Origin of the sequence: Pseudomonas sp. OV546, assembly GCF_900116845.1 — a bacterium.
Lineage (GTDB): Bacteria > Pseudomonadota > Gammaproteobacteria > Pseudomonadales > Pseudomonadaceae > Aquipseudomonas > Aquipseudomonas petroselini.
The window spans coordinates 738,459-751,675 of record NZ_FPCE01000001.1 but is presented as its reverse complement, the minus strand read 5'-3'; the positions used below and the strand labels follow the sequence as shown (position 1 = coordinate 751,675).

General features: G+C 62.6%; 12 protein-coding genes and 1 pseudogene. 8 read left to right on the top strand and 5 right to left on the bottom strand.

Annotation, left to right across the window (positions count from 1 at the left end):
* The first annotated feature begins 45 nt into the window (after positions 1-45).
* From BM403_RS03575 to tal, 6 genes are all read left to right on the top strand, one after another.
* A complete protein-coding gene (locus BM403_RS03575; RefSeq protein ID WP_012724868.1) occupies positions 46-978 on the top strand; it encodes a sugar ABC transporter substrate-binding protein in 933 nt (310 codons plus the stop codon).
* Positions 979-993: 15 nt separating this feature from the next.
* A complete protein-coding gene (locus BM403_RS03570) occupies positions 994-2,505 on the top strand; it encodes a sugar ABC transporter ATP-binding protein (protein ID WP_052308672.1) in 1,512 nt (503 codons plus the stop codon).
* A 144-nt stretch (positions 2,506-2,649) separates the two neighbouring features.
* Positions 2,650-3,414, top strand: coding sequence for an SDR family oxidoreductase (locus BM403_RS03565; protein ID WP_012724870.1), 765 nt, complete (start codon positions 2,650-2,652; stop codon positions 3,412-3,414).
* 17 nt (positions 3,415-3,431) lie between these two features.
* The gene (locus BM403_RS03560) at positions 3,432-4,232 is read left to right on the top strand and encodes an SDR family oxidoreductase (protein WP_012724871.1); all 801 of its coding nucleotides are present in this window, start codon (positions 3,432-3,434) and stop codon (positions 4,230-4,232) included.
* Between the two features lie 62 nt (positions 4,233-4,294).
* Entirely contained in the window at positions 4,295-5,248 is a 954-nt protein-coding gene (locus BM403_RS03555) for a sugar-binding transcriptional regulator (RefSeq protein WP_012724872.1), read from the top strand.
* 21 nt (positions 5,249-5,269) lie between these two features.
* Positions 5,270-6,193 (top strand): transaldolase, encoded by a 924-nt coding sequence (gene tal, locus BM403_RS03550; protein ID WP_012724873.1) that lies wholly within the window; start codon positions 5,270-5,272, stop codon positions 6,191-6,193.
* A gap of 44 nt (positions 6,194-6,237) precedes the next feature.
* On the opposite strand, the pseudogene aqpZ reads toward tal, so the two are convergent.
* The 4 genes and pseudogenes from aqpZ to BM403_RS03530 all read right to left on the bottom strand — a co-directional run bounded on the left by aqpZ (position 6,238) and on the right by BM403_RS03530 (position 9,823).
* Positions 6,238-6,971, bottom strand: a pseudogene (aqpZ, locus tag BM403_RS03545) (aquaporin Z).
* Positions 6,972-7,061: 90 nt separating this feature from the next.
* Positions 7,062-8,246 (bottom strand): sugar transporter, encoded by a 1,185-nt coding sequence (locus BM403_RS03540; protein WP_012724875.1) that lies wholly within the window; start codon positions 8,244-8,246, stop codon positions 7,062-7,064.
* 129 nt (positions 8,247-8,375) lie between these two features.
* Entirely contained in the window at positions 8,376-8,738 is a 363-nt protein-coding gene (locus BM403_RS03535; protein WP_093541595.1) for a hypothetical protein, read from the bottom strand.
* 86 nt (positions 8,739-8,824) lie between these two features.
* Positions 8,825-9,823 carry a bile acid:sodium symporter family protein gene (locus BM403_RS03530; protein ID WP_012724877.1) on the bottom strand — a complete coding sequence of 333 codons (999 nt, stop codon included), beginning with the start codon at positions 9,821-9,823 and terminating at the stop codon, positions 8,825-8,827.
* Between the two features lie 86 nt (positions 9,824-9,909).
* On the opposite strand from BM403_RS03530, the gene BM403_RS03525 reads away from it, so the two are divergent.
* Both BM403_RS03525 and BM403_RS03520 read left to right on the top strand, forming a co-directional pair.
* The gene (locus tag BM403_RS03525) at positions 9,910-10,698 is read left to right on the top strand and encodes an AraC family transcriptional regulator (RefSeq protein ID WP_043205518.1); all 789 of its coding nucleotides are present in this window, start codon (positions 9,910-9,912) and stop codon (positions 10,696-10,698) included.
* 179 nt (positions 10,699-10,877) lie between these two features.
* A complete protein-coding gene (locus BM403_RS03520; RefSeq protein WP_093541593.1) occupies positions 10,878-12,128 on the top strand; it encodes an MFS transporter in 1,251 nt (416 codons plus the stop codon).
* A 23-nt stretch (positions 12,129-12,151) separates the two neighbouring features.
* On the opposite strand, the gene BM403_RS03515 is transcribed toward BM403_RS03520, so the two are convergent.
* Positions 12,152-13,153, bottom strand: a complete 1,002-nt coding sequence (locus tag BM403_RS03515; RefSeq protein ID WP_093541590.1) for an ABC transporter substrate-binding protein — start codon at positions 13,151-13,153, stop codon at positions 12,152-12,154.
* Positions 13,154-13,217 lie beyond the last annotated feature (64 nt).

The window sequence follows — 13,217 nt, the reverse complement described above, 5'->3', positions numbered from 1 at the left end:
TTCGACAGTTGACACCCTCCAACAATAAAACCAGGAGTCACCGACATGTTCAGCCCCAAGAAACTGCTGTTGGCCACCGCCCTCGCGGCCGCCACCCTCACCGCTGCCGGCACCACCTGGGCCAAGGACCTGACCATCGGCCTCGCCGTGGCCAACCTGCAGGCCGACTTCTTCAACCAGATCAAGCAATCGGTGGAAGCCGAGGGCAAGGCCAAGGGCATCAAGGTGATCACCGTGGATGCCCAGGGCAACTCCTCCACCCAAGTCAGCCAGATTGAAGACCTGATCACCCGCCAGATCGATGTGCTGATCTACATTCCGGCCGGCGCCACCGCCGCCGGTGTGCCGGTGAAAGCCGCCAAGGCCGCCGGGATCCCGGTGATCGCCGTCGACCGCAACGCCCCCGATGCACCGGGCGATACCTTCATCGCCAGCGACAGCGTGGCCGGTGCCAAGACCCTGGCCGAATACGTCGGCAAGCTCACCGACGGCAAGGGCCGCATCGCGATCCTGCAAGGCCAGCTCGGCACCACCCCCGAGAATGATCGCGCCAAGGGTTTCGAAGAAGGCTTGAAAGCCTTCCCGGACCTCAAAATCGTCGCCCAGCAACCCGCTGAATGGGCCCAGGACAAAGGCTTCGCCGTGGCCCAGGACCTGCTCCAGCGTGACCCGAACATCACGGTGTTCTTCGGCCGCGCCGATGCCATGGCCTTGGGCGCCGCCCAGGCGGTGAAGGTCGGCAACCTCGATCACAAGGTGGTGGTGGTCGGTTTCGACGGCGATGTGGCCGGGCTCAAGGCGGTGCAAAGCGGCGTGCTGAACGCGACCATGACCCAGCAGACCCAGAAAATGGGGCGTCTGGCCGTGGCGTCCGCCATCGACCTCAAAGCCGGTAAAGACGTGCCTAGGGAACAACTGCTGCCCACCGTGCTGACCACCAAAGAAAACGTCGCGCCGTTCCTGCAACAGCACCCGTAAGCCTTGGAGGTCGTCATGCAAGCAGCAGCCCTGGACACCGCCCGCGCCGACGCGGTGCTGTGCCTGCGCAATATCAGCAAGGCCTACGGGCCGGTGCAGGTACTGTCGCAGGTCAACGTGGACATTCGCCCCGGCGAAGTGTTGGCCCTGCTCGGCGAGAACGGTGCGGGCAAGTCGACCTTGTCGTCGATCATCGCCGGGCTGGTACAGCCTGAAGCCGGGGGCAGCATGACCTGGCTCGGCGCGCCTTACGCACCGGCTTCACCGGGTGCGGCACTGGGTGCCGGGATCGGCCTGATCCACCAGGAAATCCGCCTGCTGCCGCAATTGTCGATTGCCGAGAACATCTTCGTCGGCCGCCTGCCCATGCGTCACGGGCGGGTGGACCGCGAGTACATGGAGGCCCAGGCGCAGATCCAGTTGGAGCGCCTGGGGCTCAAGGTGCCGGCGTCGCGCAAGGTCGAAGGCCTGAGCGTGGCGGCCCAGCAATTGGTTGAAATCGCCAAGGCGCTGACCCTCAAGGCCAGCCTGTTGATTCTCGACGAACCCACCGCTGCCTTGGGCGGGGAAGAAACCGAGTTGCTGTTCAAGCAGGTGGAACGGCTCAAGGCCGAAGGCGTGTCGTTTATCTATATCAGCCACCGCCTGGAAGAAATCGCGCGCATCGCCGACCGCGTGCTGGTGCTGCGCGACGGTCGCCAGATCGCCTTGCACGCCACCGCGCAAGTGCCGGTGCGCGAACTGGTGGAGCAGATGGTCGGGCGCAGCCTGGAGCGGATTTTCCCTGCCCTGCAAGCGCCACAAGAGCAGGTGATGTTGCAGGTCAAGGATTTGAGTTGCCGCGAATTCGCCTTGCACGGCATCGACTTCAGCGTGCGTGCCGGTGAAGTGTTCGGCATTGCCGGTGTCGTCGGTGCCGGGCGGACTGAACTGGTACGCACCATCGCTGGCGCGGCCCAGGACATCCAAGGACATTTAGTGCTGGATGGCGAAGTGCGCCACTTGCGCTCGCCCTTTGAGGCGATCCAGGCCGGCGTGGTGCTGGTGCCCGAAGACCGTAAGCAGCAAGGCGTGGTGGTGGAACATCGCATCGAAGACAACCTGATCTACGGCAACACCGACCTGCTGGATAAACGCGGCTGGGTGTTCCCTGCCCCGCTGCGCGAATTCGCCCGCACGGCGGTGGCGCGGCTGGGGGTGAAAGGTGCGCCGCAGTCGCGAATTTCCAGCTTGTCGGGCGGTAACCAGCAGAAGGTGATCATTGCCAAATGGCTGGCGCGCAATCCCAAGGTGTTCATCCTTGACGAGCCGACACGCGGCATTGACGTGGGCGCACGGGCGGCGATCTATGAAGTGATCGCGGACCTGGCGGCCAAAGGCATGGCGGTGATCGTGGTCAGTTCCGACCTGGATGAAGTGCTCGGCCTGTCCCATCGGGTGATGGTGATGAGCCGGGGGCGGCAGATGGGGATCCTGGAGCGTGGCGAGGCCACCCCGGTGTCGGTGATGGAAATGGCTACTGCATAACCCACAAACAATGAAGATCCAATGTGGGAGGGGGCTTGCTCCCGATGGCGGTGGTTCAGTTGAAAAAGTATGACTGATACACCGCTATCGGGAGCAAGCCCCCTCCCACAGGGGATCCACTGTGATTCAAGAATGGAGTGATTCATGCAACTTTTCAGTCTTCAGGGCCAAGTGGCCTTTGTCACCGGCGCCGGCAGCGGCATTGGCCAGGCGATTGCCGTCGGGCTCGCAGAAGCCGGTGCCGATGTCGCCTGCTTCGATCTACCAGGCAGCCCCGGCATCGCCAGCACCGTCGAACGCATCCAAGCCCTTGGCCGTCGCGCCCTGGCCTTGAGCGGCACCGTCACCGAACGCGCCGCACTGGATGCCGCGGTCGCGCGCACCGAATCCGAACTCGGCGCATTGAGCGTCGCGGTCAACTGCGCCGGCATCGCCAATGCCCAGGCCGCCGAAGACCTCGAACTGCAACGCTGGCAAACCACCCTGGACATCAACCTCACCGGCATCTTCCTCAGTTGCCAGGCCCAGGCGGCGGTGATGTTGCCCCGAGGCAAAGGCGCCATCGTCAATATCGCCTCGATGTCCGGCAGCATCGTCAACCGAGGCTTGCTCCAAGCGCACTACAACACCTCCAAGGCCGGCGTGATTCACCTGAGCAAAAGCCTGGCGATGGAATGGGCCGACAAGGGCTTGCGGGTCAATTGCATCAGCCCCGGCTACACCGCCACGCCGATGAATTCGCGCCCGGAAGTCGCCGACCAGGTGAAGATTTTTGAACAGACCACGCCCATGGGCCGCATGGCCAGCGTCGAAGAAATGGTCGGCCCGGCGATTTTCCTGGTCAGCCAAGCCTCGTCTTTCTGCACCGGTGTCGACCTGTTGGTCGATGGCGGCTTTGTGTGCTGGTAACCATGGGAACCCTTGTCATGTCGCAACGATTCAGCGGTAAAACTGTGGTGATCACCGGCGCCTGCCGGGGCATCGGCGCCGGCATTGCCGAGCGCTTCGCCCAGGAAGGCGCCAACCTGGTCCTGGCCTCCAATGACCTGGAGCGCGTGACCTTCACTGCCGACCAACTGGCCCAGGAATACAAGGTAGACACCCTCGCCCTGGGCATCGACGTCACCCGTGAAGACGACATCGAAAAGCTCTACCGCGAAGGTCACGCGCGCTTTGGCAGCATCGACGTGTCGGTGCAGAACGCCGGCATCATCACCATCGACCACTACGACAAGATGCCCCGCGCCGATTTCGACAAGGTGCTGCAGGTGAACACCACCGGCGTCTGGCTCGGCTGCCGGGAGGCGGCCAAGTACATGGTCAAGCAAGGCAGTGGGCGGCTGATCAATACCTCCTCCGGCCAGGGCCGCCAGGGGTTCATCTACACGCCGCACTACGCCGCGAGCAAGATGGGCGTGATCGGCATCACCCAGAGCCTGGCACTGGAGCTGGCGCGGCATAACATCACGGTGAATGCGTTCTGCCCCGGCATCATCGAAAGCGAGATGTGGGACTACAACGACCGGGTATGGGGCGAGATCCTCAGTACCGACGAGAAACGCTACGGCAAGGGTGAATTGATGGCCGAATGGGTCAAGAACATTCCTCTGCGCCGCGCCGGCAAACCCTCGGATGTGGCGGGTTTGGTGGCGTTTCTCGCCTCGGACGATGCGGCGTACCTGACCGGCCAGGCGATCAATATCGACGGCGGCCTGATCATGTCGTAAGGGTTTGGTATCCTCACGGCCATTGTGTCATGCCTTTTACTATAAAGAGCCCTGAGGCCTTCATGAGCCAGATCGAAGAACAGCGCCTGATCACTAAGATCGCGAGCCTCTATTACGAAGAAGGGCTCAAGCAGTCCGAGATTTCCGCGCAACTGGACCTGTCCCAATCCTTTATCAGCCGTGCCCTGCGCCGGGCGCTGCAGGAAGGCGTGGTGAAGATCACGGTGATGCGCCTGCAAGGCCTGCACCTGGAATTGGAAACTCAATTGCAGCGCCGCTACGGCGTGCGCCGGGTGATCGTGGTGGAAGCCACCGAGCCCGGCAATGACGAGAGCATCAAGCAGGCCATCGGTTCGGCTGCCGCCCACTACCTGGAAACCAGCCTGTCGCCCCAGGACCATATCGGTATTTCGTCATGGAGCAGCACCATTCGCGCCATGGTTGGCCACTTGCATGCGCAACCCGGCAAACAGGCCGCCCAGGAGGTGGTACAACTGTTGGGCGGCGTCGGCCACAAGGGGGCGTTTGAAGCCACCTTGCTCACCCAGCGCCTGGCGACCCTGCTCAACTGCCCGGCGTTTTTGCTGCCGTCGCAGAGCATCGAGCAATCGGTGCAGAGCAAGCAGCGCATCGTGCAGATGGAAGAGGTCAAGGAAGTGCTGCAGCGCTTTGACAGCATCACCCTGGCGATTGTTGGCATCGGCGACCTGGAGCCCTCGCAACTGCTGCGCAACAGCGGTAACTACTACACCGAGGACATGCTGCGCCTGCTCGCCGAACGCGGCGCGGTGGGCGATATCTGCCTGCGCTACTTCGATGCCCAGGGCAAACCGGTGCTGGAGGAAGATGAAGAATTCGTCGTGTCAGTGGCGCTGCCCAAGCTGCGCGCCATCCACCGTGTGCTTGGCCTGGCCGGTGGGTTGAACAAGGTCCAGGCCATTCGTGGCGCGCTCACGGGCGGCTACCTGGACATCCTGATCACCGACCTGGACACCGCACAGGCCCTTAACCAATAACTTTTTTGGAGACCGCCGCTCATGACGTCCAAGCTCGAACAACTCAAGCAATTCACCACCGTGGTCTGCGACACCGGCGACCTGGAAGCCATCAGCCGCCTGCGCCCGGTGGATGCCACCACCAACCCGTCCCTGCTGCTCAAGGCCGCCGCCATCCCGGAGTACGCCGAACTGCTGCGCAGTGCGGTGAGCCTGTCCAAGGGTGATGTGGACCTGGCCTGTGATCGCTTTGCGGTGTCGGTGGGCTGCGGCATTCTTAAAGTGATTCCGGGGCGCATCTCCACCGAAGTCGATGCGCGGCTGTCCTTCGACGAAGACGCGCTGTGGGCCAAGGCCAACCAGTTGATCGCGTTGTACGACCAGGCCGGCGTCGGCCGCGACCGCGTGCTGATCAAACTGGCCTCCACCTGGGAAGGCATCCGCACCGCCGAACGCCTGGAAAAGGCCGGCATCCAGACCAACCTGACCCTGCTGTTTTCGTTCGTCCAGGCCGCCGCCTGCGCCGACGCCGGGGTGTTCCTGATTTCGCCGTTCGTAGGCCGCATCTATGACTGGTACCGCAAGAACACCGGCCTCGATTACACCGGCGCCGAAGACCCAGGCGTGCAGTCCGTGACGCGGATCTACAACTACTACAAAGCCAACGCCATCAAGACCGTGGTCATGGGCGCCAGCTTCCGCACCCTCAGCCAGATCGAGCAACTGGCGGGCTGCGATCGCCTGACCATCAGCCCCGAGCTGCTGCAAAAGCTCGATGAAGACCAGGGCCTGCTGGAACGTCAATTGAATCCGGGGGCGGCCGGCGAGTCGCGCCAGACCCTCACCGAAGCGCAGTTTCGCTGGGGTTCCAATGAAGACGCGATGGCCACCGAAAAACTGGCTGAAGGCATTCGCCAGTTTGCCCGCGACCAGGAAAAACTCGAGGCGGTCCTCGCGGCACTGTAAGCCCCGCCCTGCCCCGGTCAATCCCGAGCGCCCGCCGATGATCGTCAGGCGGGCGTTGGTTTGTCGCCGTCACCCAACGACCGCGCCGCCCAGGCGCCCATCACCCCACCCACCACCGGCGCCAGCCAGAACATCCAGAGCTGCGCAATGTACTCCCCACCGGCAAACAACGCCGGCCCGGTGCTACGAGCGGGGTTCACCGACGTATTGGTCACCGGGATCAGCACCAAGTGGATCAAGGTCAGCGCCAGGCCGATGGCGATCGGTGCAAAGCCCGGCACCGCGCCCGGTGCGGTCACGCGCATGATGATGAATACGAAGAAAAACGTGGCGATCAGCTCGGCCAACAGCGCGGCCTTCACGTCGAAGAGCCCAGGGCTCAATGGGCCGTAACCGTTGGCGGCAAAACCACCTACCGCGAAGTCAGGCTGCCCGTTGGCGATCAAGTACAGCGCCGCTGCGGCCACTATCGCGCCGCTGCGGCCACTATCGCGCCGCAGACCTGCGCCGCGATGTACGGCAGCACGTCTGCGCCGTCAATGCGCCGCCCCGCCCACAGGCCAATGGTCACTGCCGGGTTGAAATGCCCACCGGAAATACCGCCTACCGCATAGGCCATGGTCAGAACAGTGAGACCAAACGCCAGCGAAACACCGACAAAAGCAATACCCAAACCCGGGAATGCAGCGGCCAGGATGGCGCTGCCACAGCCGCCGAACGTCAGCCAGAACGTACCGATAAACTCTGCGGTCAAACGCTTTTGCACAATCGACTCCATTGCTGTTCAAGTGCCGTCGCCACGGGAAGTGGGCGGTCGCGGGCGACGGTAGCAATGGGTATCAAAATGTTGTGTAAGACTTATCCTGTATCAACCGTTTACAACGCCCTGGCCAAATTTCCTGATCGCCAGGCAATACCCAATCAACGCCACCGCTGCCAGCAAACCGCCCGCTGCGCCGATCCAGGCGAAGCCGAACTGGCTGCCGACCCAGCTGCCCATCAGGGCGCCGCCGCCGATGCCGATGTTGTAGATGCCGGAGAACATCGCCATGGCCACGTCGGTGGCATCCGGCGCCAGCACCAGCACCTTGGATTGCATGGCCAGGCCGAAGCCCATGATTGCCATGCCCCAGAAAATGCTCAGGGTCACCAGGTACGACTCGGCGCCGCTCAACGGCAGCATCAGCGCCAGGCACGCGGCCAGGATAAACACGGCGCCCACCACGAACAGGTGGGGGTTGAAGCGGTGCACCAGGCTGAACAGCAACGAGCCGATGATGCCAGCGCCGCCGAACACCAGCAGGATCAGGGTCACGGCGCTGCCGCTCATGCCGGCCACGCCCTCGACGAAGGGTTCGATGTAGCTGTAGGCGGTGAATTGCGCGGTGACGGTCATGGCGGTGAGCACATAAAGCGCCACCAGCGCCGGGCGCTTGAACAGCAGCGGCAGGCTGCGCAGGGAACCGGAGTTCTGGCTCGGCAACAGCGGCAAGGTGCGCGCCAGCCAGAACACCAGTGCGGCGGCAAAGGCGCCGATGACCAGGAAGGTGGTGCGCCAGCCCATGGCTTCGCCCAGCAGGCGGCCGAGCGGAATACCCAGGACCATCGCCAGGGAGGTGCCGGTGGCCAACAGGCCGAGGGCTTGCACCTGCTTGCCTTCCGGCGCCAGGCGTACCGCCAGGGACGCGGTGATTGACCAGAACAAGGCGTGGGACAAGGCAATGCCGATACGGCTGACCATCAGCAGCCCAAAGCTGGTGGCGACGCTGGAGAGGATGTGACTGACGATAAACATGCAGAACAACACGATCAGCAGCTTGCGCCGTTCGACATTACGGGTCAGCAGCATCACCGGCAACGAGGTCAGGGACACGATCCAGGCGTAGATGGTGAGCATCAGCCCGACGCTGGACACCGGCATGTCGAAGCTGGCGCCGATGGCGCTGAGCAGCCCGACGGGCACGAATTCAGTGGTGTTGAATACAAACGCGGCCAACGCGAGAGCGATGACCGGTTGCCAATTGGCTTGGGGCGTTGCGGCTGAAATGCTCATTGAACGGCGCGGTACTCTGGCGGTGATGACGCGGGGGCGGTGATCAAGCGGCCACCCGGGACCAGCGCCGCCGCCGAGTATTCTATAGGTTTCTGGCCCCGCTGTTGATGCGGATCGTCGCCCGAGGGCTCAAAGCACCGTCAGCGTGATCACGTAGTTACCCGACTGAACCCGCTTACCGGCGCCATCCACCAGCACATACTGCTGGTCGTAGTAACGCCCGCTGACGCTGTCTGCCACCAGCCGCACATGGGCTGCGTTGACACTGGCGACCGGCGCCATCTCGCGCACCTCCAGGCGACTGCCGCGGTTGGCCTGGGCGCAGCCTTTCAACTCCACGACGGAGCCGCTGCGCGCATTTGTCGCACACCCCGGCTCGACAATACTGCCCCTGAATTCAATCGTGCCCTGCCCCACGGTTTGCGCCGCATCGCTTACCCCCGCCCATAGGCACAGCAGGCTGGTAAACATCGAAATACCTTTACTGCTCATCGCGACACTCCTGACTGGGCGCTTACCCACTAAGTCGTCTGGCCGAGCATTTACTTGAGGTTATTCGGTAACGGCTGCGACATTGATCAAGGATCCACCTGCCCCATCAGCTCTGGAATGCTCTCCGGTCGCTTGGCATAACGCTGGGCCAACGCCGCGCAGACCATCAACTGGATCTGGTGAAACAGCATCAATGGCAGGATCAGCACCCCCATGGTCGCCCCGGCGAACAGCACCTGGGCCATCGGCACACCAGTGGCCAGGCTCTTCTTCGAACCGCAGAACAAAATGGTGATGCGGTCTTCCTGGTTAAAACCAAAAGCCTTGCCCAGCACCGTGGAGGCCACCAACACCAAGGCCAGCAACACGCAGCACGCCACCACCAGGCCGCCGAGTTCCCACAACGGGATCTGGTGCCAGATGCCTTCGTTGACCGCCTCGCTGAACGCGCCGTACACCACCAGCAGGATCGAGCCTTGGTCGACGAACTTCAGCCAGGATTTATTGCGCCCCACCCACTCGCCGATCCAACGGCGGGCGATCTGCCCGGCGATGAACGGCAGCAGCAGCTGCACGCTGATTTTCAGGATCGCGTCGACGGTCGAGCCACCCTCGCCGTGCACGTTGAGCAGCAGGGTCACCAGCAGTGGCGTGAGGAAGATGCCGAACAGGCTGGACGCCGCCGCACTGCAAATCGCCGCCGGGATATTGCCCCGCGCCAGGGACGTGAAGGCAATCGCCGATTGCACCGTGGCCGGCAAGGCGCAGAGGTAGAGCATGCCCATGTACAGGTCTTTGCCGATCAGCGGCGACAACACCGGCTTGAGCGCCAGGCCCAGCAGCGGGAAGAGCACAAAGGTCAGGCTGAACACCAGCAGATGCAGGCGCCAGTGGCCGGCGCCGGCGACGATAGCCTGGCGCGACAGCTTGGCGCCGTGCAGGAAAAACAGCAGCGCGATGGCCAGGTTGGTCACCCAGCCGAATGCCACGGCGGTCTGGCCGCTGGCGGGCAGCAGGGAGGCGAGGATCACCGTGGCGATCAGCGTCAGGGTGAAGTTGTCGGGCAGAAAACGGGGGCGAGTCATAAGCAGGATCTTCCGGGGGTTGCCAAGAGCGTCATCGCGACTCTAACGTAACCACCTGTTACCGACTAACGCCAATGAGCCAACAAATGCCGCCTAAAGGACATGACAAGACCGTCCGCCGCAGCGTGCCCGGGCTTTCCAGCCTGCCACGACCGGTGTATGGGCGCACTGAATCCTTGCCTAATCGTGCGCTGACCCGCCGGCACAGCCACCCGTGGGTGCAATTGTCCTACGCGATTTCCGGGGTGCTGGAGATCCAGACCAGCGTCGGCCGCTTCGTCGCGCCGCCCCAGCGTGCAGTGTGGATTCCGGCGGGAGTGCCGCACCGGGTGTTCAGTTCGCCGCATACCGAAATGCGCAGCCTGTACCTGGATTGCAGCGTCACCACGTGGGCGACGCAGCGCTGCCATGTGTTGGAGGTGAGCAGTTTGCTGCGCGAGTTGATCCGCAGCTTCAGCGCAGTGCCGGTGGAATATGCCGAGGACGGCCCGGATGGACGCTTGGCCCAGGTGCTGCTGGATCAGTTGGCGGCGGCGGCGCAAATCGACTTGATGTTGCCGTTGCCCCTGGACCCGCGCTTGCGGCAGATCTATCGCAGCCTGAACCTGCACCCGGAGCAGCAGACCACGTTGGGACAATGGAGCCAGAAGCTGGGGGTGAGTGAGAAGACACTCAGCCGGTTGTTCTTGAGTGATACCGGGCTGACCTTTCGTGCCTGGCGCCAGCGCCTGCGGTTGTTGAGCGCCCTGCCCGCCCTGGAGCAAGGCGAGCGGGTGACGGACGTGGCGCTGGGGTGTGGGTATGAATCGACGTCGGCGTTTATCAATGCGTTTCGGCAACAGTTCGAGGCCACACCCGGTGAGTTTTTCCGCTGACCATCCCCGTACAGGACGTTGGCCAAGCGCCTGCGCCCTTTGGCAGTCACTGTCAGCGCGCGAATCGAGCGTTCGCGTCAGCCACCCATTCGGATGACTCAACATCCATTGTTCGATGCTCCTCGAAGTGACAGCGATATCGGCAGAATACTCTACACGCCAACCCAGGAGAGATGCCGATGAATAACACACGTTTTTTTGGCCAGACCGTACTCAGGTGTACGTTCGTGCTGGCAATCATTGGTTGGGGCGTCGGGTTCTACGGCCCGCCGATTTATATGCAGGCCGTCATGGATCGCACCGGGTGGCCGATTACCCAAGTTTCAGCGGCGGTGACACTGCATTTTCTCAGCGGCACCCTGGTCATCGCCAATCTGCCGCGGCTGTACGGGCGTTGGGGTGTGCCCGCGGTTACTTGGCTGGGGAGCCTGATCCTGGGCATCGGGGTCAATATCTGGGCTCAAGCCGACGCGCTGTGGGTGTTGTATTTCGGCGCCATGTGCTCGGGTATCGGCTGGGTGACCTTGGGCGCTGCGGCCGTCAACACGCTGATCGCGCCCTGGTACATCAAAGGGAGGCCGAAGGCGCTGGGCAAGGCCTACAACGGTGCCAGCCTGGGTGGCGTGATCTTCTCACCGCTGTGGGTACTGTTGATCGAGCGGTTCGGCTTTGCCATCGCGGCCCTGGTAATCACCCTGGCAACCATTACGCTGACTGCCGGGTTTGCTTTGTGGGTGTTTGGCAAAACGCCGCAGAGCATGGGACAGCAACCAGACAATCTCGCCGCGCCGCCAGCACCGCCGCTCCATGCCCCCGCCATCCCCTGGACGACCGCGCAGACATTCCGATCAGCACAATTCCGCACGCTGGCCGCCGGCATGTCCCTTGGTCTGTTTGCACAGATTGGATTGATTGCCCATCTGTATTCGATCCTGGTCGTATACCTGGGCGCCCGCCCTGCCTCATTCGCCATGGGCTTGGCCACCGCCAGCGCCATGGGCGGGCGATACATCGCCGCGCACTGGATGACCCAAGACATCAATCGTCGCCATTTGGCTTGTCTGGCTTATGGGGTTCAGTTGCTGGGCACCTTGATGCTGCTTGGCCTGCATTTGCACCCTGCGGCCGCCTGGATAGCCGTCGTACTGATCGGTTCCGGGATCGGCAATGCCACATCGCTCCCACCGCTAATCGCGCAGACCGAGTTCAGCCACGAGAATACCGCGAAGGTCATTGCGCTGATGGTTGCCCTCAGCCAGGCAATCTACGCTTTCGCACCTGCCTGCTTCGGCCTTGTACGCGCTGCCCTTGCCGACCCGGAAGAGGCGATCGTTGCCGTGGTGATGGTGGCCGTCATCGTTCAACTGCTGGCGATTCTGACCTTCTATCGCGGCGCGGCCAGGCGTCCAAGCAGAACGACCGCTTACTGAGCCCTCACTTTAACCAGGCAACCTCAGCTGCCGTTGCCGCCATGCGCCTCTTCGAAGAAGTAATCCTTCCAACTCGCGGCTTTGTTTTTCAACACACCCAGTTCCTGCAATTTCTCGGCGTAGATGTAGGTACGCTGCGGCACGATGGTGAAGTCAATCTCCGGGTCCTGGACGATCTTCTCCACCAGGTCCAATGGCAGCTTCGACTGCTCTACGCGGATATACGCCTTGGCGGCGGCGGGCTTGTCGGCCTTGATGATCTTCTCGGCTTCGGCCAGCGCGTCATAGAACGCTTTGTAGGTCTTGGGGTTCTCGTCGTGGAATTTTTGCGTGGTGTACAGCACGTTGAACGTCGCCTGGCCACCGAGGATGTCGTAGGAACTCAACACCTTGTGCACATTCGGATTGAGCAATTCCTGGTACTGGAACGGCGGGCTGGAGAAGTGCGCGTTGATCTCCGAGCCACCGGCAATCAAGGCGGCGGTCGCGTCGGGGTGCGCCAGGCTGATGGAGATGTCGTCGAACTTCTTGTAATGGGCATCGCCGAACTGCTTGGCGGTCTCGATCTGCAAGGTGCGCGACTGGAAACCCACACCGGCGGCGGGCACGGCGATACGGTCTTTTTCGCTGAAGTCCTCGAGGGTCTTGACGTTGGGATTGTTGGTCAACAGGTAGTTGGGCATCGAGCCCAGGGAGGCGATGGCCTTGACGTTCTGCTTGCCCTTGGTGCGGTCCCACAGCGTCAGCATCGGCGGCACACCAGCGGAGACTACGTCGAGCGCGCCGGCCAGCAGCGATTCGTTCATTGCGGTGGCGCCGGAAATGCTGTTCCACTCCACCTGGATGTCCAGGCCCTGCTCCTTGCCGTGCTTTTCGATCAGGTGCTGGTCGCGCACCACATCGAGGATCAGGTAGCCGATACCGAATTGCTGGGCGATGCTGATCTTGCCTTCGGCCTGTGCGCCGATACTGATCAAGGCTGTCGCAGCCGCCATCAGGGTCAGGGAGGAGCGCTTGAAAGTCATGGGAGTCTGCCGCGTTTTAAGAAGGTGATGGAGCCTAGCGACGTTTTTTAAGACTGGAAAAGAA

Bases quoted from the DNA above. Each gene is read 5' to 3' on its own strand.
- BM403_RS03575 (WP_012724868.1), top strand. From the start codon at position 46: ATGTTCAGCCCCAAGAAACTGCTGTTGGCCACCGCCCTCGCGGCCGCC.
- BM403_RS03570 (WP_052308672.1), top strand. From the start codon at position 994: ATGCAAGCAGCAGCCCTGGACACCGCCCGCGCCGACGCGGTGCTGTGC.
- BM403_RS03565 (WP_012724870.1), top strand. From the start codon at position 2,650: ATGCAACTTTTCAGTCTTCAGGGCCAAGTGGCCTTTGTCACCGGCGCC.
- BM403_RS03560 (WP_012724871.1), top strand. From the start codon at position 3,432: ATGTCGCAACGATTCAGCGGTAAAACTGTGGTGATCACCGGCGCCTGC.
- BM403_RS03555 (WP_012724872.1), top strand. From the start codon at position 4,295: ATGAGCCAGATCGAAGAACAGCGCCTGATCACTAAGATCGCGAGCCTC.
- tal (WP_012724873.1), top strand. From the start codon at position 5,270: ATGACGTCCAAGCTCGAACAACTCAAGCAATTCACCACCGTGGTCTGC.
- BM403_RS03540 (WP_012724875.1), bottom strand. From the start codon at position 8,246: ATGAGCATTTCAGCCGCAACGCCCCAAGCCAATTGGCAACCGGTCATC.
- BM403_RS03535 (WP_093541595.1), bottom strand. From the start codon at position 8,738: ATGAGCAGTAAAGGTATTTCGATGTTTACCAGCCTGCTGTGCCTATGG.
- BM403_RS03530 (WP_012724877.1), bottom strand. From the start codon at position 9,823: ATGACTCGCCCCCGTTTTCTGCCCGACAACTTCACCCTGACGCTGATC.
- BM403_RS03525 (WP_043205518.1), top strand. From the start codon at position 9,910: ATGCCGCCTAAAGGACATGACAAGACCGTCCGCCGCAGCGTGCCCGGG.
- BM403_RS03520 (WP_093541593.1), top strand. From the start codon at position 10,878: ATGAATAACACACGTTTTTTTGGCCAGACCGTACTCAGGTGTACGTTC.
- BM403_RS03515 (WP_093541590.1), bottom strand. From the start codon at position 13,153: ATGACTTTCAAGCGCTCCTCCCTGACCCTGATGGCGGCTGCGACAGCC.